Source organism: Streptomyces sp. NPDC087901 (genome assembly GCF_044742205.1).
Lineage (GTDB): Bacteria > Actinomycetota > Actinomycetes > Streptomycetales > Streptomycetaceae > Streptomyces.
This window is the reverse complement of record NZ_JBIUUC010000001.1, coordinates 1-19,751: the sequence shown is the minus strand read 5'-3', so window position 1 is coordinate 19,751 and position 19,751 is coordinate 1. Positions and strand designations below refer to the sequence as shown.

At 69.4% G+C, this 19,751-nt stretch carries 15 protein-coding genes and 2 rRNA genes; 7 read left to right on the top strand and 10 right to left on the bottom strand.

From position 1 onward, the window contains the following. Positions 1–298 precede the first annotated feature (298 nt). Positions 299–3,115 (bottom strand): preprotein translocase subunit SecA, encoded by a 2,817-nt coding sequence (secA, locus tag ACIOEW_RS00085; RefSeq protein ID WP_362543560.1) that lies wholly within the window; start codon positions 3,113–3,115, stop codon positions 299–301. A 240-nt stretch (positions 3,116–3,355) separates the two neighbouring features. On the opposite strand from secA, the gene ACIOEW_RS00080 reads away from it, so the two are divergent. Then, positions 3,356–3,943, top strand: coding sequence for a GNAT family N-acetyltransferase (locus ACIOEW_RS00080; protein ID WP_362543563.1), 588 nt, complete (start codon positions 3,356–3,358; stop codon positions 3,941–3,943). A 48-nt stretch (positions 3,944–3,991) separates the two neighbouring features. Continuing rightward, complete coding sequence (locus tag ACIOEW_RS00075) at positions 3,992–5,167, top strand: DNA glycosylase AlkZ-like family protein (protein ID WP_362543566.1); 1,176 nt, start codon at positions 3,992–3,994, stop codon at positions 5,165–5,167. A gap of 34 nt (positions 5,168–5,201) precedes the next feature. Here ACIOEW_RS00075 and ACIOEW_RS00070 read toward each other — a convergent pair whose 3' ends face one another. The 7 genes from ACIOEW_RS00070 to mtnA form a co-directional block, all read right to left on the bottom strand. Continuing rightward, positions 5,202–5,957, bottom strand: coding sequence for a response regulator (locus tag ACIOEW_RS00070; RefSeq protein WP_401959974.1), 756 nt, complete (start codon positions 5,955–5,957; stop codon positions 5,202–5,204). Positions 5,958–6,142: 185 nt separating this feature from the next. Then, a complete protein-coding gene (gene hpf / locus ACIOEW_RS00065; protein WP_326661614.1) occupies positions 6,143–6,832 on the bottom strand; it encodes a ribosome hibernation-promoting factor, HPF/YfiA family in 690 nt (229 codons plus the stop codon). A gap of 321 nt (positions 6,833–7,153) precedes the next feature. Then, a complete protein-coding gene (locus ACIOEW_RS00060) occupies positions 7,154–7,882 on the bottom strand; it encodes a ComF family protein (protein ID WP_401959972.1) in 729 nt (242 codons plus the stop codon). Between the two features lie 99 nt (positions 7,883–7,981). Then, positions 7,982–9,754 (bottom strand): LpqB family beta-propeller domain-containing protein, encoded by a 1,773-nt coding sequence (locus tag ACIOEW_RS00055; RefSeq protein ID WP_362543627.1) that lies wholly within the window; start codon positions 9,752–9,754, stop codon positions 7,982–7,984. An 85-nt stretch (positions 9,755–9,839) separates the two neighbouring features. After that, the gene (gene mtrB, locus ACIOEW_RS00050) at positions 9,840–11,864 is read right to left on the bottom strand and encodes an MtrAB system histidine kinase MtrB (RefSeq protein ID WP_401959970.1); all 2,025 of its coding nucleotides are present in this window, start codon (positions 11,862–11,864) and stop codon (positions 9,840–9,842) included. Position 11,865: 1 nt separating this feature from the next. Then, positions 11,866–12,555 carry a two-component system response regulator MtrA gene (gene mtrA / locus ACIOEW_RS00045; RefSeq protein WP_187740742.1) on the bottom strand — a complete coding sequence of 230 codons (690 nt, stop codon included), beginning with the start codon at positions 12,553–12,555 and terminating at the stop codon, positions 11,866–11,868. 4 nt (positions 12,556–12,559) lie between these two features. Further along, the gene (mtnA, locus tag ACIOEW_RS00040; protein ID WP_401959968.1) at positions 12,560–13,702 is read right to left on the bottom strand and encodes an S-methyl-5-thioribose-1-phosphate isomerase; all 1,143 of its coding nucleotides are present in this window, start codon (positions 13,700–13,702) and stop codon (positions 12,560–12,562) included. Positions 13,703–13,842: 140 nt separating this feature from the next. Between mtnA and ACIOEW_RS00035 the strand changes: the two genes are divergently transcribed. The 5 genes from ACIOEW_RS00035 to ACIOEW_RS00015 are packed head-to-tail and all read left to right on the top strand — an operon-like array spanning position 13,843 to position 19,330. Beyond that, positions 13,843–15,078, top strand: a complete 1,236-nt coding sequence (locus ACIOEW_RS00035) for a glycerophosphoryl diester phosphodiesterase membrane domain-containing protein (protein WP_362543581.1) — start codon at positions 13,843–13,845, stop codon at positions 15,076–15,078. 4 nt (positions 15,079–15,082) lie between these two features. Next, positions 15,083–15,778, top strand: coding sequence for a DUF4129 domain-containing protein (locus ACIOEW_RS00030; RefSeq protein WP_401959967.1), 696 nt, complete (start codon positions 15,083–15,085; stop codon positions 15,776–15,778). Continuing rightward, positions 15,775–17,001, top strand: coding sequence for a DUF4350 domain-containing protein (locus ACIOEW_RS00025; RefSeq protein ID WP_401959965.1), 1,227 nt, complete (start codon positions 15,775–15,777; stop codon positions 16,999–17,001). The genes ACIOEW_RS00030 and ACIOEW_RS00025 overlap by 4 nt, the downstream gene beginning before the upstream one ends. Then, positions 16,998–18,008, top strand: coding sequence for a MoxR family ATPase (locus tag ACIOEW_RS00020; RefSeq protein WP_362543589.1), 1,011 nt, complete (start codon positions 16,998–17,000; stop codon positions 18,006–18,008). The genes ACIOEW_RS00025 and ACIOEW_RS00020 overlap by 4 nt, the downstream gene beginning before the upstream one ends. Positions 18,009–18,019: 11 nt before the next feature. Then, entirely contained in the window at positions 18,020–19,330 is a 1,311-nt protein-coding gene (locus ACIOEW_RS00015) for a DUF58 domain-containing protein (protein WP_401961456.1), read from the top strand. Positions 19,331–19,482: 152 nt separating this feature from the next. Here the strand turns inward: ACIOEW_RS00015 and rrf are convergent. Next, positions 19,483–19,599, bottom strand: a 5S ribosomal RNA gene (rrf, locus tag ACIOEW_RS00010). 79 nt (positions 19,600–19,678) lie between these two features. Beyond that, positions 19,679–19,751: ribosomal RNA gene (locus ACIOEW_RS00005) — 23S ribosomal RNA — on the bottom strand; the annotation flags it as partial.

Sequence of the window (19,751 nt, the reverse complement as noted above, 5' to 3'; positions counted from 1 at the left end):
CTCACCCCTGAGGCCCACTCCGGCCTCGCCGACGCCAGCGGCGCACCCCCGAGGCCCACTTCCAGCCTCGCCGGCGTTTGAGGCGCGGGGTCCGGGGCGGAGCCCCGGTTACGGGAAGGGGCGGGTAGGGGACAGGGCCCGCCGCAGGCGCACCCCACCCCGCACCCACCCACACGCAGCACCCGCACCCGCACCCGCACACGCACACGCACCCGCACCCGCACCCGCACCCGCACAACGGCCGGGGCCGGACACCCAACGGTGCCCGGCCCCGGCCGACAACAGCAATCAGCGAACGCTACTTCTTGCGGCGCCGCCCACCACCGCCACCGCTCTTCTGCGCCTTGCGCCGCTCCGCCCGGGTGAGCCCGTCGGACTCAGCGGAACCAGCACCGTCACCGTTGGAGAAGTCGCCCTCGACGACACCGCCCTCCCCGTCCACCGTGGGAGCGGAGAAGTGCAGCCGGTCCGGACGCTGCGGAGCGTCGAGGCCCTTGGCCCGGATCTCCGGACGCGCCGCCGGAACGGCGTCCTCCTTGGACAGCGACGTCGCCGCGTCCTGCACAGGAACCTCCTCGACCTGCTGCTCCACCTGGACCTCCAGGTTGAACAGGTAGCCGACGGACTCCTCCTTGATGCCCTCCATCATGGCGTTGAACATGTCGAAGCCCTCGCGCTGGTACTCGACCAGCGGGTCCTTCTGCGCCATGGCCCGCAGGCCGATGCCCTCCTGGAGATAGTCCATCTCGTAGAGGTGCTCACGCCACTTGCGGTCCAGGACGGACAGCACCACACGCCGCTCAAGCTCACGCATGATGTCGGAGCCGAGCGTCTTCTCACGCTCGTCGTACTGCTCGTGGATGTCGCCCTTGACGGACTCGGCGATGAACTCGGCGGTGACACCGGCGAGATCCCCGGCGGCTTCCTCCAGCTCGGCGACCGTGACCTTCACCGGGTAGAGCTGCTTGAACGCGCCCCACAGCCGGTCCAGGTCCCACTCCTCGGCGAACCCCTCCGCCGTCTCCTGGCCGATGTAGTCGTCGATCGTGTCGTCCATGAAGTGGCGGATCTGGTCCTGCAGGTCCTCACCTTCCAGGACCCGGCGCCTCTCTCCGTAGATGACCTCGCGCTGCCGGTTGAGCACCTCGTCGTACTTCAGGACGTTCTTACGCGTCTCGAAGTTCTGCTGCTCGACCTGCGACTGCGCCGACGCGATCGCCCGCGTCACCATCTTGTTCTCGATCGGCACGTCGTCGGGCACATTGGCCATCGACATGACGCGCTCGACCATCTGCGCCTTGAACAGACGCATCAGGTCGTCGCCGAGGGAGAGGTAGAAACGGGACTCGCCCGGGTCGCCCTGACGGCCGGAACGGCCACGCAGCTGGTTGTCGATACGACGCGACTCGTGCCGCTCGGTACCGAGGACGTACAGCCCGCCGAGGTCCTTGACCTCGTCGTGCTCGGCCTTCACGGCCTGTTCGGCCTTCTCCAGCGCCGCGGGCAGCGCGGCCGCCCACTCCTCGACGTGCTCGACCGGGTCGAGTCCGCGCTGACGCAGATCCGCCTCGGCCAGGTCGTCGGGGTTACCGCCCAGCTTGATGTCCGTACCGCGGCCCGCCATGTTCGTCGCGACCGTGACGGCGCCCTTACGGCCGGCCTGCGCGATGATCGGCGCCTCCCGGTCGTGCTGCTTGGCGTTGAGGACCTCGTGCTGCACACCGCGCTTGGAAAGCTGCTGCGAGAGGTACTCGGACTTCTCGACCGAGGTGGTGCCGACCAGGATCGGCTGGCCCTTCTCGTGCTTCTCGGCGATGTCGTCGACGACGGCGGCGAACTTCGCGACCTCGGTGCGGTAGATCAGGTCCGACTGGTCGGCCCGGACCATCGGCCGGTTGGTCGGGATCGGCACCACGCCGAGCTTGTAGATCTGGTGGAACTCGGCGGCCTCGGTCATCGCCGTACCGGTCATGCCGGAGAGCTTGCCGTAGAGGCGGAAGAAGTTCTGCAGGGTGATCGTGGCAAGGGTCTGGTTCTCGTCCTTGATGTCCACCCCTTCCTTCGCCTCGATCGCCTGGTGCATGCCCTCGTTGTAGCGGCGGCCGGCGAGGATGCGGCCGGTGTGCTCGTCGACGATCATGACTTCGCCGTCGATGACGACGTAGTCCTTGTCCTTCTTGAAGAGTTCCTTGGCCTTGATGGCGTTGTTGAGGTACCCGACGAGGGGGGTGTTCACCGACTCGTAGAGGTTCTCGATGCCGAGCCAGTCCTCGACCTTCGCGACACCGGGCTCGTGGATCGCGACGGTCCGCTTCTTCTCGTCGACCTCGTAGTCGCCGGTCTCCTCGATGCCCTTGAGCGGGTTGCCCGCCTCACCCTTGGCCAGGCGCGTCACCAGCTTGGCGAAGTCGCCGTACCACTTGGTGGCCTGGTCGGCCGGGCCGGAGATGATCAGCGGCGTACGGGCCTCGTCGACCAGGATCGAGTCGACCTCGTCGACGATCGCGAAGTTGTGGCCGCGCTGGACGAGCTCGTCCTGCGCCCAGGCCATGTTGTCGCGGAGGTAGTCGAAACCGAACTCGTTGTTCGTTCCGTACGTGATGTCGCAGCCGTACTGCTCGCGGCGCTGGGCCGGAGTCATGTTGGCGATGATGCAGCCGACGCTCAGGCCGAGGAACTTGTGGACCCGGCCCATCATCTCCGAGTCACGCTCGGCCAGATAGTCGTTGACCGTGATCAGGTGCACACCCTTGCCCGAGAGCGCGTTGAGATACGCGGGCAGGGTGCCGACGAGGGTCTTGCCCTCGCCGGTCTTCATCTCGGCCACATAACCGAGGTGCAGGGCTGCGCCGCCCATCATCTGGACGTCGTAGTGGCGCTGTCCGAGAACCCGCTTCGCGGCCTCACGGACGGTCGCGAATGCCTCGGGAAGCAGGTCGTCCAGGCTCTCGCCGTCCGCGTACCGTTCCTTGTACTCGTCGGTGAGCGCCCGCAGCTCGGCGTCGGAGAGGTTGACGAAGTCCTCTTCGATGGAGCTGACCTGGTCCGCGATGCGGTGCAGTTTGCGCAGGATCTTGCCTTCGCCTGCACGCATGAGCTTGTTGAAGACGGACACTGAGGCTGGTCTCCTTGCCGGTCGGGCCTGGCACTGGGTCGTGTTATGGACTCTGGCGCGGGCACGGCAGGTGGGCCCCACCGCAACGGCCATCGTAAGCGAGGACCCCGCCGCGCCGGGAGGGCTGCCACTGCGTTGACCCCGCAGCACCCTCTTGAGTCAACGGCCGAAGGGCGCGGAAGGTGCCGGGAAGCCCGAAAAGTGCTCGCCCCGCAGCCGCCGGCTCAGCAGAATCCGTACATGGAGCCGATCACTCTCACCACCGACCGCCTGCTGCTGCGCCCCTTCGTCCCGGGCGACGCGGAGGATCTGCACGCGGCCTGTCAGGACCCCGACATCCAGCGCTGGACGGTCGTCCCCTCGCCGTACGGCCGCGCGGACGCGGAGTTCTTCGCCCGGCAGCTCTCGCCCGGCGGCTGGCAGGACGACTCCATGTACAACTTCGCCGTGGTGGTGCGCGACGGCGGCGCCCTGGCCGGTGCGCTCGGCATCAACCGGCGCACCGTGCCGGGCACGTACGAGGTCGGGTTCTGGACCGCCAGGGAACACCGCGGACTCGGCTACACGACGGAGGCGGTCCTCTGCGCGGCCCGCTGGACCTTCGCCTCGCTCGGCGGGGACCGGCTGGAGTGGCGGGCCGAGACCGGCAACCTCGCCTCGCGGGCCGTCGCGCTTCGTGCCGGATTCCGGATGGAGGGCGACCAGCGCTCCGGGGTGCTCAACAAGGGTGTGCGCCGCGACGCGTGGATCGGCGGTCTGCTCCCGTCCGACCTCGGCCTGCCCGGCACCGACGCGTATCTCCCGGCCGATGCCCCCGCCCGCCCATGAGGGACGGTCCCGGTCTGGATGTCAGTGTCGCCCTCTAGGGTGCGAGGTATGACGTCTGTGCAGCCTCCCGCAGCCGAACTCTCCGCCGACCAGGCCCGCAGGATCGCCCTGCGCGCCCAGGGCTTCCTCGGCGCCCCGGACCGCCGGGGCGGGGCGCCCGGGGTCCTGCGGCACCTCGGAGCCGTACAGCTCGACACGATCTCGGTGCTCGCGCGGTCGCACGAACTGATTCCTTACGCACGCCTGGGCGCGGTCGGGCGGCGCACGATCGAGGAGGCGTACTGGTCGGGTGGCCGCGCCTTCGAGTACTGGTCGCACGCGGCCTGCATCCTGCCGGTCGAGGAGTGGCCGCACTTCGCCTTCCGCCGCCGCGCCTACCGCGCGCGCCCGCAGTGGCATCACGACCTGCCGGACGGCGCCTACGACACCGTCATCAAGCAGCTGCGCGCCGAGGGCCCCCTGACGGCGACGGAACTAGGCGGCGCCAAGAACGGCGGGGAGTGGTGGGACTGGTCCGCCTCGAAGGTGGCCGTCGAGCGGGCTCTGATGTACGGCGAGGTGGTGTGCACCGAGCGGCGCGGCTGGAAGCGGGTCTACGACCTCGCGGAGCGCGCCCTGCCCGATGCCGTGCTCCACGACGATCTGGACGACGCCGAGTGCCTGCGCCGGCTGGTGGCACTCGCGGGGCAGTCGCTGGGCGTCGGTACCCGTGCGGACATCGCCGACTACCACCGTCTCAAGGGCGAGCAGTTCGACGCCGTGGTGGCGGACTCCGGACTGGTCCCGGTCACGGTGCAGGGCTGGGCGAAGCCGGCCTGGGCGGATCCGGCCGCTCTGGCCTCCGAGCCGCGCGGACGCCACCGAACGACGCTGCTGTCGCCGTTCGACTCGCTGGTCTGGGAGCGCGCGCGGACCGAGCGGATCTTCGGCTTCACCCACCGCCTGGAGGCCTACGTCCCCAAGCCCAAGCGGATCCACGGCTACTTCGCGATGCCACTGCTGGCGGGCGGCAGGCTGCGGGGCCGGGTCGACCCGGCCCGCGAGGGCACGACGCTGGTCGCCCGCCAGGTGTCCCTGGCGGACGCGAAGGCCGTGGTGCCGATGGCGCAGGCGTTGGTGGAAGCCGCCTCCTGGGTCGGTTGCACGGAGGTCCGGGTGGAACGGGTGGACGCGCCGGAGCTGCGCGGGCCGCTCACCCGGGAAATCGCCCGCGTCCTGGCGTGACCGCACATTCCCGGGGCTTTACCCCAGGGCCCGGTCACCTGATCTCGAGGATCTTCTCCCGCATGGCATAGACCACGGCTTCCATCCGCGAGTGCAGCTGGAGCTTCTCCAGAATGTTGCGGACGTGGTTCTTCACGGTGTTCTCGGAAATGAAGAGTTCCTTGGCGATATCCCGATTGTTCATGCCCGTAGCAACCAGCTTGAGCACTTCGAGCTCACGTTCCGTGAGCCGGGGCGCCGGGACCAGCCGGCGCTCGTCGGTCCGCTGGATCATCGACTTGAACTCGGTGAGCAGCTTGGACGCCATGGACGGGCTGATCTGGGACTGCCCGTCGGCGACCGCGCGAATCGCGGTGGCGACCTCGTCCGTGGAGATCTCCTTGAGGAGATACCCGGTGGCACCCGCCTTGATGGCTTCGTAGAGATCCGCTTCCTCGTCGCTGATCGTCAGCATGATGATCTTCGCGCTGGGTGCCACCTCCTTGATGGAGGTGCAGGCCTCGATACCGCCCCGCTTGGGCATGCGTACGTCCATCAGGACGATGTCGGGCAGCAGGTCGGCCGCCTTGTCGACCGCCTCCGCCCCGTCGCCCGCCTCACCGACGACCTGGATGTCCTCCTCCTGCGCGAGGACGATCTCCAGGCCTCGTCGGAACAGAGCGTGGTCATCGACCACAAGGACTCGGATCGGCTCCTTGCGGGAACCGTTGTCGTCGTCCGCGCCGGCATGGGCACCGGCAGCGTCGTCGGCATCATTCGCATCGCGCACGGGCCCGAAGGTGTCCGCCATCGTTCCTCCCCCTGAAGGCCACGGCCTGAAGTTCACACATGTCCGCCAACGGCAGTTCACAGAGCACCGATTGGCTTGGGACGGCCATGATTTCATGCCTGGACGTCAGAGCGGTGATCCTGAGGTCGCACGCGGGTGCCCCTGGGGGCGCACAGGCGCTCCAGGGGCACCACGAAATGGTGGCGTCAGCCGCCGAGCGCACCGCCCGCGCCGCCCGCCTCGTCGGCGGCCAGAGGGTCGGTCCTCAGATGGATGACACCGTAGTCGTAGGCATGCCGCCGGTAGACGACACTGGGTTCCTTCGTTTCGGAGTCGACGAACAGATAGAAGTCGTGACCGACCAGCTCCATCTCGTAGAGCGCCTGGTCCAGCGACATGGGTGCCGCGACGTGCGTCTTCTCGCGCATCACCAGCGGTCCTTCGCCCTGTACCTCGAGCGAGCCGATCCTGGTGGTGGGTACCGGCTGTGCCGTTTCGTCGGCGACCAGCTCGCCGTCGCCGTTGAACGACGCCGCGTCCGGCACCATTTCACCGACCTCCGCAGCGGGGATGCGACCCGTGCCGCGGCGGCTGTAGCGCTTGTCGTGCTGCTTGCGCAGCCGCGCCTCCAGCTTGCCTGTGGCCAGGTCCAGCGCTGCGTACGGGTCGCCTGCGGCCGCTTCTGCCCTGATGACCGGTCCACGCGAGCGGAGCGTGATCTCCACTCGGTCGGAGCGGTCTGCCTGACGAGGATTCGGCTCCTTGGACACCTCCACGTCGAGGCTGATCACCTTGCCGTCGAACTTCTGGATCTTGTCCAGCTTCAGCTTCTCGGCCACGTGCTTGCGGAACCGCTCGGGCACCTCGGTCTTGCGGCCCTTGACGACGATGTCCACGCAGAACTCCGTTCCCGGATCGCTCCGCTCAGCGGCGGAGCATCTCCCTTTTGCACCAGGCTCCGGTGATCGCCGGAGCCGCGGACTCGGTGACTTCCACCTCCTCCTCCCCCGTCGGCGAGGTCTCCACCCCACCGAATTCCCGGTTTCCGAACTCCGGTGGGTCACCTGCCCGAAACCTGGTGATGCATTCGCCGAGGCCTGGCATTCACCATTCCTCACAACCGAACATAGCCTGCCCGGGCGGATGTCGGCACCCGCTACTCGCGCGTACCTCCGTTCAGGTCCTTTTACCCACTCACTACCTGCAACGATGCAAGTTCAGTTCCAGTTCCGGTTTATTTCGAAGGCGGACGGAGATGCTGCCACAACGGCCGCGTGACGCACCCCGGAACCAGCGCTCTGCCACCCGTCGGCCCCGTCGATCGCCCGCGCCGCTTCGGCCAGTGAGGCACCCGTCGTCAACAGGTCGTCCACCAGCACCACCCGACCGGCGGCAAGCAGACGCTCACCACCGGCCACGACCCCCAGCGCGCCCGCCAGATTCGCCCGTCGCTCCCGGGCGCCGAGCCCCGACTGGTCGGCCACCGGACGTCGCTGCCGCAACACCCCGGCCACGCGGGCGGACGTGCCCGCACGCCGCAGTTCCGCCGCGGCCGCCAGCGCGATCCGACGGGCAGGATCATGCCCGCGCGCGGCGACGGCCCGCCGCGCCGACGGTACGGGCACCAGCAACAGCGGCCCCGCGCCTGGCGATGATCCCGCCCCGGCCCTCACGGCACCCGCCAGCGCCCTGCCGGCGGCTCCTGCGAGGCCAAGTGCACCCCGCTCCTTGTGGGCCAGCAGCACCGCCCGTACCGCGTTCTCGTATCCGGCGGCCGCGTGCACCACGGGCAGGCCCTCCGGCTCGGGATCGGGTCTCACCCGGCGCGGTACCCCGCCGTACAACTGCGCGCAACACTCCTCGCACAGCTCGGTCCGCGGCCTGCCACAGCCTCCGCAGTCGACCGGCAGGACCAGTCCGGAGATCTCCCGCCACCACCCGCGCATGGCTCCACTGTGCAGGCGTCGCGGCAGCCCGGCCACCCCTGTGGACAACCGCCCGGCCAAACCCGGGACAACGCCCGTCCACCATCCCGTCTGCGGGCGTCAGCCCGGATAGACGAGTGCCGAACCTGCCTTCAGGACGGTCTGCCAGTTGTCTCCGGGCAGCAGTTTCACTATCCCGTCGCCGACCGTGTCCGCCATCAGCGGCAGCTGTTCGTCGTCCGCCGCGGCGATGGCCAGCACCTGGTTGACTCCGGGCAGCACGCCCGAGGAGGGTGTCGAACCGTCCGCCTGCACATAGCGGACCTGCTGCACCCCTCCCTGCTCCTTGCCGACCACCACGAGGCGGCTGCCGCCCGACCACGACATCGCGGTCACATCGGCCAGCTGCGGTGCGGCCTGCCGCAGATCCACCACCGAGACCTGCTCCTGGCTCTGCGTGCTCTGCCTCTCGATCCGGCCGATCTTCAGCGTCGTCGTCCCGTCGTCCCGCGTCAGCAGCAGTGCGATACGCACCCCGTCCGAGGACAGGCGCAGTGCCGTGATCCGGCCGCCGCCCAAGCTCGGCACGGTGACCTCCTGGGGCTTGCCCGTGCCGCCGGCCAGCCGCAGCAGCCGTGGGTCGCGGGGGTCGCGGTCGGCGACCCAGAGGTCGCCCCGGCCGTCCCAGCTGGGCGCCGTCAGCCGGTCCTTGGACTTGCCGGCCTTGCTCGTCACCACCGGGACGGGAAGCTCGCCGTCCGCGGCGATGGAGGAGACGTAGAGCGCGTCCCCGTGCTGCGAGAGCGCTGCCGCCGACTGCTCGTCCCGGGCCACGCCGACCGCGCTCACCCGCAGCGAGCCACTGCCGAACGGGCCGGCCACCGGCTCCGGCTCACCGCTGCCCCGGGTGCTCCCCGGAATGCGCTCCACGTGTCCCTTGCCATTGACGAAGTACTGGCTGTCGGGCCCGCCCGACGAACCGTCGGGGGCGTACTCCTCGGCCTGGTCCGCCCCCAGCACACAGAGCGCCGAACCGTCGGAACGCTGCAGCTCCACCTGCTCGACGCGTGCGGAGGTCAGGTCCCGGAGAGTGAAGAGCACCTGCGAGGCCATCATCCGGCAGGAGCGCTGCCCGACCCCGTCGGCCTTCTTGTCGAGCGGCACCTTCAGCACGTTGCGGTCGTCGGGAGTCAGGGACGTGACGCCCTTCCGCAGCCCGGTACCAGCGGGAAAGCGGGAGGCGACCACGGGCCGCAGCCAGTCGGTGGGGCCCCTCAGGAGGCTGCGGACGGCCTGCGTCACCGTGTCCATGCCGGTGGCCGGATCGGTCCGGTTACGGATGTAGACGGGGTCGGCGACCAGGGTGGACTGCGCCTCGGTCCGCCCGGTGGCGAAGTAGAACTTGTTGACGGAACGGTAGAGCCGCTTGAAGTCGGACTGCCCGAGTACCAGGCCGTCCGGCACGCTGCCGATGCGCCATTCGCTGCCGTCCGGACCCTTCTGCCGCACCAGGTGAAGGGTGCGGGAGTAGTCGGTCGGCGCGAGCGGCTGATAGGCGTTCTGGTCATCGACCGTTGCCACCTCCTCACCCGTAAGGGTGTAGGTGACCTCGTTGGTACTGCGGTCGCTCTCGTGGACCGGCCGGTCGCTCCGGTTCGGCGCCTTGGCCAGCACCGTGGTGAGCGCGCCCGGCTTCCAGCTGCTCGACGCCTTCTTCGTGAGGTACTGGCGCGTGGTCCTGAAATCGGAGTCGTCACTGGTCATCGACTCCAGGAAGCCGTCGACCACCTCGTTCGGAGTGGCGCCGTCACGCGGAGCGACTGCGTACACCTGCACCTGGGAGTCGCCGGGCTGCGAGGCGTCCACGGCCTTGACGTCCCCCGAGACGGGCATCGAGCCGCATGCGGACAGCAGCAGGACGCCGCACCCGAGCAGCACGGTCACCCCCGCCGCACGTCCACGGCCGTCCTGACGACGGTCAGTGACCACGAGTCGTGTCCTCCCGCCCCGGATCCTGCCCCGGAGAGTCGTTGTGACGGCCCGGCCGCGGCTCGGCGGGACGCGGCACCACACGCGCGCCGTTGCCCGGCAGGGCCGCCGGATGCACCGAAGCCGGTGCGGTCCGGGCCGGCATGGGTGCGCGGGCCGGTACGGGCAGCGCTGCCCGGTCCGTACCGGCCGGCTGCGAGGGCACCGCCACCAGCCGGTGATCGCTGCCCTGCGCGGGAGCAGCCGCGGCCCGCTCCCGGTTCTCACGGTTGCGCCGCGAGTCCTCGGGCTCCAGCGGTATCGGCGAACCACGCAGCGGTTCGTCCGCCGTACGCGGCAGCGTCAGCCGGAACTGCGAACCCCCACCGGGCTCGCCCCAGGCCTGCAGCCAGCCGCCGTGCAGCCGCGCGTCCTCGACGGCGATGGACAGTCCGAGGCCGGTGCCGCCCGTCGTACGGGCGCGGGCCGGGTCGGCCCGCCAGAAGCGGTTGAACACCCGGGTCGCCTCGCCGGGCTTCAGCCCCACGCCGTAGTCCCGGACGGCCACGGCGACCGCTCCGCCCGCCACTCCCATCCGCACCACGACATCGCGTCCCTCGCCGTGCTCGACGGCGTTGACGACCAGGTTGCGCAGGACCCTCTCGACCCGGCGCGCGTCGGCCTCGGCGATCACCGGCTGCTCGTCGCCGACCACCCGGATCAGAGTTCCCTTGCGCTCGGCCAGCGGCTCGGCGCCACCGATCACCCGTCGCACGACCTGCCGCAGATCGATCGGCTCCGCCTCCAGAGCCGCGGCTCCCGCGTCGAACCGGCTGATCTCCAGCAGATCGGACAACAGTGACTCGAAGCGGTCGAGCTGGTCCCCGAGCAGTTCCGCGGAACGCGCCGTGACCGGGTCGAAGTCGACGCGTGCCTCGTGAATCACATCGGCTGCCATCCGCACAGTCGTCAGCGGCGTCCGCAGCTCGTGCGAGACGTCCGAGACGAAGCGCCGCTGCATCCGGGAGAGCTCCTCCAGCTGCTGGATCTTCAGCTGAAGGTTCTGCGCCATCTTGTTGAAGGCCTCGCCGAGCCGGGCGATGTCGTCCTCGCCGGTGACCTTCATCCGCTCCTGGAGCCGGCCCGCCGAGAGCCGTTCGGCGATCCCCGCCGCCATGCGTACGGGAGTGACGACCTGGCGCACCACAAACCACGCGATGGCCCCGAGGAGCACGACCACGAACAGACCCGCGGTCGCCAGCGTGCCCCTGACCAGCGTCAGGGACTTCTCCTCCTGAGTCAGCGGGAAGACGTAGTAGAGCTGGTACGGATTGCGGTCGATGTCGTAGAGCCGCTTGCCCACGACCAGCCCGGGCTGCGATTCCTGCCCGTTCGCGTACTTGATCTGCGAGTACGTCTGGAACGCTCCCGGGCCCTTGTTCACCGACTCGCGCAGCTTCTGCGGAATACTCGCGGCCTCGACACTGCCCGAGCCGCGCGGCGCACGGGACCCTTCGTCGGCGCTGAGCGCCACCACGTTGAACGCGTTCTTCCCACCACTGGCGAGCTGATCGACGAGCTCGGTCCGCCAGGAGTTGTTGGCAGTCGTGCCATCTGCGGCGTCCCCGCCCTGCCCACCGGGGGTGAGCGGAGCGTTCGCCTTCTCCTGGGCGGCCGCGAACCCGCCGGCGGCCTGTGTCTGGGCAGCCTTGCCCTTCGCGTCCAGCAGGCCGTTGCGCACCTGCCCCATCACGACGAGGCCGAGCAGCAGCACCACACCGAGTGACATCAGCAGTGTGCCTGCGACGACCCGCAGCTGGAGGTTGCGCCGCCACAGCCGCACGGCGGGCAGAAGCGGACCCCGCACCCATCGCATCAGCAGCCGCGGCACCGGCCCGCCGGGCGCCCGGTCATGGAACAACCGGCCGCCCCGCAGGAAACGCCCGACCGGAGATGACGTGTGCCCTGAACCGGCAGCCCGCTCCGTACGGACTCCCGGCTCCCCGGGCTTCGGAGCAGTGCTACCCAGGGACATGTCAGCTCGGTCCGGCCTTGTAACCGACACCTCGGACGGTCACGACGATCTCCGGCCGCTCCGGGTCCTTCTCGACCTTGGAGCGGAGCCGCTGCACGTGCACATTCACCAGACGGGTGTCAGCGGCGTGGCGGTATCCCCAGACCTGCTCGAGGAGTACCTCACGGGTGAAGACCTGCCACGGCTTGCGGGCGAGCGCGACCAGCAGGTCGAACTCAAGCGGGGTCAGGGCAATGGACTGCCCGTCCCGCTTCACCGAGTGCCCGGCCACATCTATGACCAGGTCCCCGATGGTCAGCTGCTCCGGTGCCGGTTCCTCGGACCTGCGCAAACGTGCCCTGATCCGGGCAACCAACTCCTTAGGTTTGAACGGCTTGACGATGTAGTCGTCGGCCCCGGACTCCAGGCCCACCACCACGTCAACCGTGTCGCTCTTGGCAGTGAGCATGACGATCGGCACACCGGACTCGGCCCTGATCAACCTGCAGACCTCGATGCCGTCCCTACCGGGCAGCATGAGATCCAGCAGAACCAGGTCCGGCTTTGCCTCACGAAATGCAGCAAGTGCCTTGTCGCCGTCCGCTACGAACGACGGCTCGAACCCCTCACCACGCAGCACAATCCCGAGCATCTCGGCCAGTGCAGTGTCGTCGTCGACGACAAGGACGCGTCCCTTCATAATCGACATCATCCCATTAGCTAATCGTTACCTGCGATGACCTGGCACACAGCTCTGCCAGTCCGACCCCTGTGACCGGGGAGATTACGCCCTCCTCCGTGACGATCGCCGTGACCAGCTCCGGCGGTGTGATGTCGAACGCGGGGTTGTACGCCGGTGTTCCCACCGGGGCCACGAGCACTCCGGCACCTCTTCCGTCGACCCTCAGCTGCGGCGATGTGAGCTCGGTCACTTCGCTCGCCGGCCGCTGCTCCACCGTGATGGACGCCCCGTCCGCGGTGTGCAGATCCACGGTCGTGGTCGGTGCCACCACGATGAACGGTACGTGGTGATACTTCGCGAGCACCGCGAGCGGATAGCTCCCCACCTTGTTGGCCACCGATCCGTCCGCAGAGATGCGGTCCGCCCCGATGAGCACGGCGTCCACCTCTCCCGCGGCGAACAGCGATCCTGCGGCATTGTCCGTGAGCAAGCGGTACGGCATGCCGTTGCGCGCCGCCTCGTACGCGGTCAGCCGGGCGCCCTGCAGCAGCGGGCGGGTCTCGTCCACCCACAGCCGCCTGAGCCTGCCCGCCCGGTGCGCCCCGAGCGCGACCGCGAAAGCCGTTCCCTCGCCCCCGGAGACCAGGGCCCCGGTGTTGCAGTGGGTCAGCAACCGGTGACCGCCACCGGGAAGCAGCTCATTCAGGAGAGCAAGCCCGAACCGGGCCATGTGCCCGCTGGCCACGGCGTCCTCCCGGTGCAGCGCCCGGGCCTCGTCCAGGGCCACCGCCGCCGCCTGCTCCGCACCGGCGCCCTTCTCGACGGCCGCCCAGTAGGCCGCGGCGGCACGCCGAACGCCGTACCCGAGGTTCACCGCGGTGGGCCGCGCCTGCTCCAGCAGGCCCGCGGCCTCCGCCACGTCGTATCCCCGCACGGCGGCGAGAGCCACCCCGTAGGCGCCAGCGATGCCCAGCAGGGGCGCTCCGCGCACCGCCAGCGTCCGGATCGCCTCCACCAGCGCGGGAACGTCGGTACACGCCAGTTCGGCCTCCTCTGCCGGCAGCCTCGTCTGGTCGAGAAGCACCAGCACAGGACCTTCCGGAGGCTCGTCCCAGCGAAGTACGGGAAGCGCGGCAGGCTCAAAGCCCACCGGCGATTGCGCGTCCTGATCAGCCATCCGTCCAGTCTGCCCCGTGAGCCGCCCGAGCATGAAGGAACGAAGGAGATACAGGGCCAGGCCCGGACGGGGCAAACGCGTGGCACGATGGCTGCCAACCTGACGCCCCGATGCGCGGACAGGACCGTGAAGGAGCGAGAATGAACGACACTCCGGGCTGGGCCTCGCCCGGATCTGCCCCCTCCGACGGCCAGGAGGCAGGCGCCCCCCGCCCCTCGGACGGCCAGGAGGCCGGCGTCCCCCGCCCCTCCGAGCCCGTCGACGGCAGCGGGTCTGCGGGAAACTGGTCTTCCACGCAGCCGCCCGCAGGGCAGTGGTCCCCGCCGAGCACTTCCGGCACCGGCCCCGGCACGCCGCCCCCCTACCCTGGTTGGGGCGTTCCCCCGCAGGGCCCCGGGTGGGGACGCCCACCGGCTGCGGCCAAGCCCGGCGTCATCCCCCTCCGGCCTCTGGGTATCGGCGAGATCCTGGACGGTGCCGTATCCACCATGCGTGCGCACTGGCGCACGGTCCTCGGCATCTCTCTCGCCGTCTCCGTGGTCGCCCAGATCGCCGACCTGCTCGTGCAGCGGTATCTGCTGCCCGACCCCCCGTCGATCGACCGGAACGCCACGGGCTCGGAGGCCCTGCGCCAGGCCACCGATTCGCTCCGCTCCAGCCTGCTGAACACCGCCCCGCCCCTGCTCATCTCGATGCTCGCCACGATCTTCATCACCGCGGTACTGACCGTGGTGATCAGCCGCTCGGTGCTGGGCCGCCCTGTCACGCTCTCCGACGCCTGGGCAGAGGCCCGACCCCGGCTGTTCCCGCTCCTGGGCCTGACCCTCCTGCTGACCCTGATGGCCGCGGCCATCATGGCGGTAGGAATCCTCCCGGGCTTCCTGATCGGCGGCACAGCAGGGGTCGGCCTCTCCTTCATCGGACTGCTCGCCGCAGGTGGTGTGCTCCTCTGGCTCCTGGTCCGTTTCTGGCTCGCCTCCCCGGCACTGATGCTGGAACGGCAGTCGATCACCGCATCCATGCGGCGTTCCGCCAAACTGGTCCGCGGGGCCTGGTGGCGAACGTTCGGCGTCCTCGCGCTCACCTCGCTGCTGACGCTCATCGTGACGTTGGTGATCGGCATCCCGTTCGGCCTCATCGCGATGGCCGTGGACGACGGCGGCCTGAGCTCCTTCCTCACCGAAGGAGCCACCAGTTTCGGCTGGCCGTTCCTGATCGTCTCCGCCATCGGTGACGTGGTCGTCGCGACGATCATCTATCCGCTGTCCGCCGGCGTCACCGCCCTTCTCTACGTGGACCAGCGCATCCGACGCGAGGCACTCGACCTCGACCTCGCCCGGGCAGCCGGCCTGCCGGGTTACGACAACAGGAGCTGACACCGTGTCGGGGGCGGGTGGCACAACGGCAGCGGCGGCAGAGCTGCTGATCCGGTCGAGCGGCGACATACCCGTGGACATTCCACGGGTGCCCGCCCGCGAGGCCGCACGGCACGAATTGTCCGAACCGATGTACCACGAGAACGATCCGAACCCGCTCCAGCGCGCTCTGGACCACCTGTGGAGCTGGGTAGGCGACCTCCTCTCGTCCGCCTCCGACGCCGCCCCGGGCGGGCCTGCGGGACTGGTCGTACTCGTGCTGATCGTCATCGCTCTGACCGCCGCGCTCCTGTGGCGTCTGGGCACCCCGCAGCGCAGCGCGCTCATCACGGAAGCCCTCTTCGAGAGCGGCCCCCGCAGCTCTCCGGAACACCGCGCCACGGCCGAGGCCAACGCCGCCGCCGGCCGGTGGAGCCAAGCCGTCCAGGAGCGGATGCGCGCCATCGTCCGTTCCCTGGAGGAACGCACCCTGCTCGACGCCCGCCCCGGACGCACCGCCGACGAAGCCGCAGCCGAAGCGGGCAGCACACTTCCTGCCCACGCCGCACGGCTCCGGGCTGCAGCCCAGGTGTTCGACGACGTCACATACGGCGGGCGTTCTGCCGACCGGCAGGCGTATCTGACCGTGCTCGCCCTGGACCTCGACCTCGAGTCCGCTACACCGCAACTGTCCGGCATGCTCCCGGGGGCTGCCGAATGACCACGGCCACCACTCGCCCCACGTCCACCTCTCCCACTCCGCGCCAGGTCTGGATCCGCACGCGCGGGCTCCTGCTCGCCCTCCTCGTGCTCGCCGCCGCGGGCATCGCCCTGGCGGCCGCCCGCTCCGGAGACCAGCACGGCCGGCTCGACCCCCGTTCCGCAGACCGATACGGCAGCAGGGCCGTGGCCGAACTCCTCAAGGATCGTGGCGTTTCCGTCCGCGTCGTCACCACGCTCCAGGCCGCCACGTCCGCCGCCGGCCCCGACGCCACGCTGCTCGTTGCCGCCCCCAATCTTCTGACACAGTCTCAGCGGAGCACCCTCCACGCGATGACCACAGATGCGGGCGGCCGGACGGTGCTCCTCGCCCCGGGCCCGGCATCGGTCGGCACGTTGGCCCCCGGTGTCCACGTCGAGTCCTCCGCACCGGTCTCCACACGGGCCCCGCAGTGTTCCCTGGCTGCCGCGCGCCAGGCCGGCGACGCCGATACAGGGGGCTTCCGCTACACATCGGACGACCTCGAAGCCCTCGCTTGCTACCCGGCCGGCGGCCTTCCCACTCTGCTCATGGTGGAGCAACCGGCATCGGGTGACACCGCCCTGCTCGGCTCCCCCGACCTCCTCTACAACGACCGTCTGGACAAGGCGGGCAACGCCTCTCTGGCCCTTCAACTCCTCGGCTCGCGCCCGCATCTGATCTGGTACCTCCCCTCACTCAGTGATCCCTCCGCCGCGGACAGAGACGGGGGCAAGGACACCAGCACGGACCGCGACAGCGCGGAAAGCGAAAGCAGCTTCATCGATCTCATCCCCTCGGGCTGGCTCTGGGGGGCCCTGCAACTCGCCCTCGCCGCCGTACTTGCCGCCATCTGGCGTGCCCGGCGCCTGGGTCCCGTAGTCGCCGAACAGCTGCCCGTGGCCATCCGCGCCTCCGAATCCACGGAGGGCCGCGCCCGCCTCCAGCGCAAAGCCAACGCCCGCGACCGGGCCGCCGACGCGCTGCGCAGCGCCACTCGTACCCGCATCGCTCCCCTTGTCGGCGTCTCCCCGCGCGACGCGCACTCCCCCGCGACACTCCTCCCCGCCGTGTCCGCGCGCCGCAACCCTGGCGACACCGGCCTCCACCAACTGCTCTTCGGTTCGGCCCCCTCCGACGACAGTGCTCTCGTCCTTCTGGCAGACCAACTCGACACCCTCGAAAGAGAGGTCCGTACCTCATGAGCGCCCCGCCCTCCATTCCCGCCGGGACAACCGGGACAACCGGGACCGTCAGCAGCGACGCCGCGGCCCGTGCCTCCCTGGAAGCGCTGCGCTCCGAGATCGCCAAGGCCGTGGTCGGCCAGGACGCGGCGGTCACCGGGCTCGTCGTCGCGCTGCTCTGCCGTGGCCATGTCCTGCTCGAAGGCGTCCCTGGCGTGGCCAAGACCCTCCTGGTCAGGGCGCTCGCAGCGTCGCTCGAACTCGGCACCAAGCGTGTCCAGTTCACCCCCGACCTGATGCCCAGTGACGTCACTGGCTCACTCGTCTACGACGCCCGCACCGCCGAGTTCTCCTTCCAGCCCGGGCCGGTGTTCACCAACCTCCTGCTCGCCGACGAGATCAACCGGACCCCTCCCAAGACGCAGTCCTCCCTTCTGGAGGCCATGGAAGAACGCCAGGTCACCGTCGACGGAATCCCGCGCCCCCTGCCGGACCCGTTCCTCGTCGCGGCCACCCAGAACCCAGTGGAGTACGAGGGCACATACCCTCTCCCTGAAGCCCAGTTGGACCGGTTCCTACTCAAACTCACCGTCCCACTGCCGACCCGCGACGACGAGATCAACGTCCTGACCCGGCACGCCGACGGCTTCAACCCTCGCGACCTGCAGGCGGCGGGTATACGCCCGGTCGCAGGGCCGGCCGATCTGGAGGCGGCACGCACCGCTGTCGCCCGGACCACCGTCTCACCTGAGATCGCTGGCTACGTCGTAGATATCTGTCGTGCCACGCGCGAATCCCCCTCGCTCGCCCTCGGTGTCTCGCCCCGAGGTGCCACAGCTCTTCTGTCCACTGCCCGGGCCTGGGCCTGGCTGACCGGCCGCGACTACGTCACCCCCGATGACGTCAAAGCCCTCGCGCTCCCCACGCTCCGGCACCGCATCCAGCTGCGGCCCGAGGCGGAGATGGAGGGAGTCACCCCGGACTCCGTCATCACCGCGGTCCTCGCCCACGTCCCCGTACCCCGTTGAGGCGGTAGATGGTGGCCCTTACCGGACGCACTGCTCTGCTCGCCGCTCTGGGGTCACTCCCTGTAGGCATTCTGGCCCCGAGCTGGACGGGCATGCTCGCGGTCAACGCCCCGCTCTCTCTAGCCATTCTGTGCGACTACGCCCTGGCAGCGCCAGTGCGTCCGCTTCAGTTCACTCGATCCGGCGATACAAGCGTTCGACTCGGTGACGGCGCCGAGGTGCAACTCACCGTAGTCAATCCTTCCCGCCGTCGCCTGCGGGCACACCTCCGTGACGCATGGCCCCCCAGCAGCTGGCTCCCGGGCACGGACCAGACCGCGTCCCGCCACAAACTGGATGTCCCGCCCGGTGAGCGTCGCCGTGTCACCACACTTCTGCGCCCCACCCGCCGCGGCGACCGCCAGGCCGAGCAGATCACCGTCCGGTCCTATGGCCCGCTGGGGCTCGCGGCACGCCAGGGCAGTCATCATGCCCCGTGGAAAGTACGTGTCCTGCCACCCTTCACGAGTCGCAAGCACCTACCGTCCCGCCTCGCCAGGCTGCGCGAACTCGACGGCCGCACAAGTGTCCTCACCCGGGGCGAGGGCACGGAATTCGACAGCCTGCGCCCCTACGTTCCCGGAGATGACACCCGCTCGATCGACTGGAGGGCCACCGCACGCCAGTCCGCAGTGGCTGTACGGACCTGGCGCCCCGAGCGCGACCGTCACCTCCTCATCGTCCTCGATACCGGCCGAACGTCGGCGGGCCGCGTCGGCGATGTCCCCCGTCTCGACGCGTCGATGGACGCGGCACTGCTCCTCACCGCCCTTGCCACCCGCGCCGGCGACCGTGTGGATCTCCTCGCCTACGACCGTCGTGTACGTGCCCAGGTCCGGGGCCGGGCCGCGGGAGACATCCTGTCGGCGATGGTCGACGCCATGGCGCCGCTGGAACCGGAACTGGTGGAAACCGACGCACGCGGTCTGAGCGCCGCCGCACTGGCCAACGCTCCACGACGCTCTTTGATCGTGCTCCTGACCAGCCTTGACGCAGCGCCTGTCGAAGAGGGCCTGCTGCGCGTCCTTCCGCGTCTCACTCAGCGACACACCGTGCTGCTGGCGGCCGTGAGAGACCCGCACGTCGAGGACATGGCAGGCGCGAGAGGATCAGTGGACGCGATCTACGAGGCCGCCGCCGGAGCCCAGGCTCAGGCTCGTCGGCGTCGGACTGCGGATCAGCTCCAGCGTCATGGCGTGGTCGTCGTGGACGCCACCCCCGACAACCTCGCGCCGGCCCTCGCGGATGCCTATTTGGCTCTCAAGGCAGCGGGGCGACTGTAGCGTCACCGGCAGGCCGGCCCCCAAACGAATCAGCGGGCACACCAAGATGTGTCAGGTCGTGCCCGCTGACATCCGTCCGTTCCGGTTCGTTCTGGTCCGGAACGCAGAAAAGCCCCGTGCCACAAGGGCACGGGGCTTAACTATCAAAAGGAGTTCGGCGGCGTCCTACTCTCCCACAGGGTCCCCCCTGCAGTACCATCGGCGCTGAAAGGCTTAGCTTCCGGGTTCGGAATGTAACCGGGCGTTTCCCTAACGCAATGACCACCGAAACACTATGAAATTAACCAACACCGGAACAAAACACGGCCGTTCGTTATTTCAGAACTAACACAGTGGACGCGAGCAACTGAGGACAAGCCCTCGGCCTATTAGTACCAGTCAGCTCCACCCGTTACCGGGCTTCCACATCTGGCCTATCAAC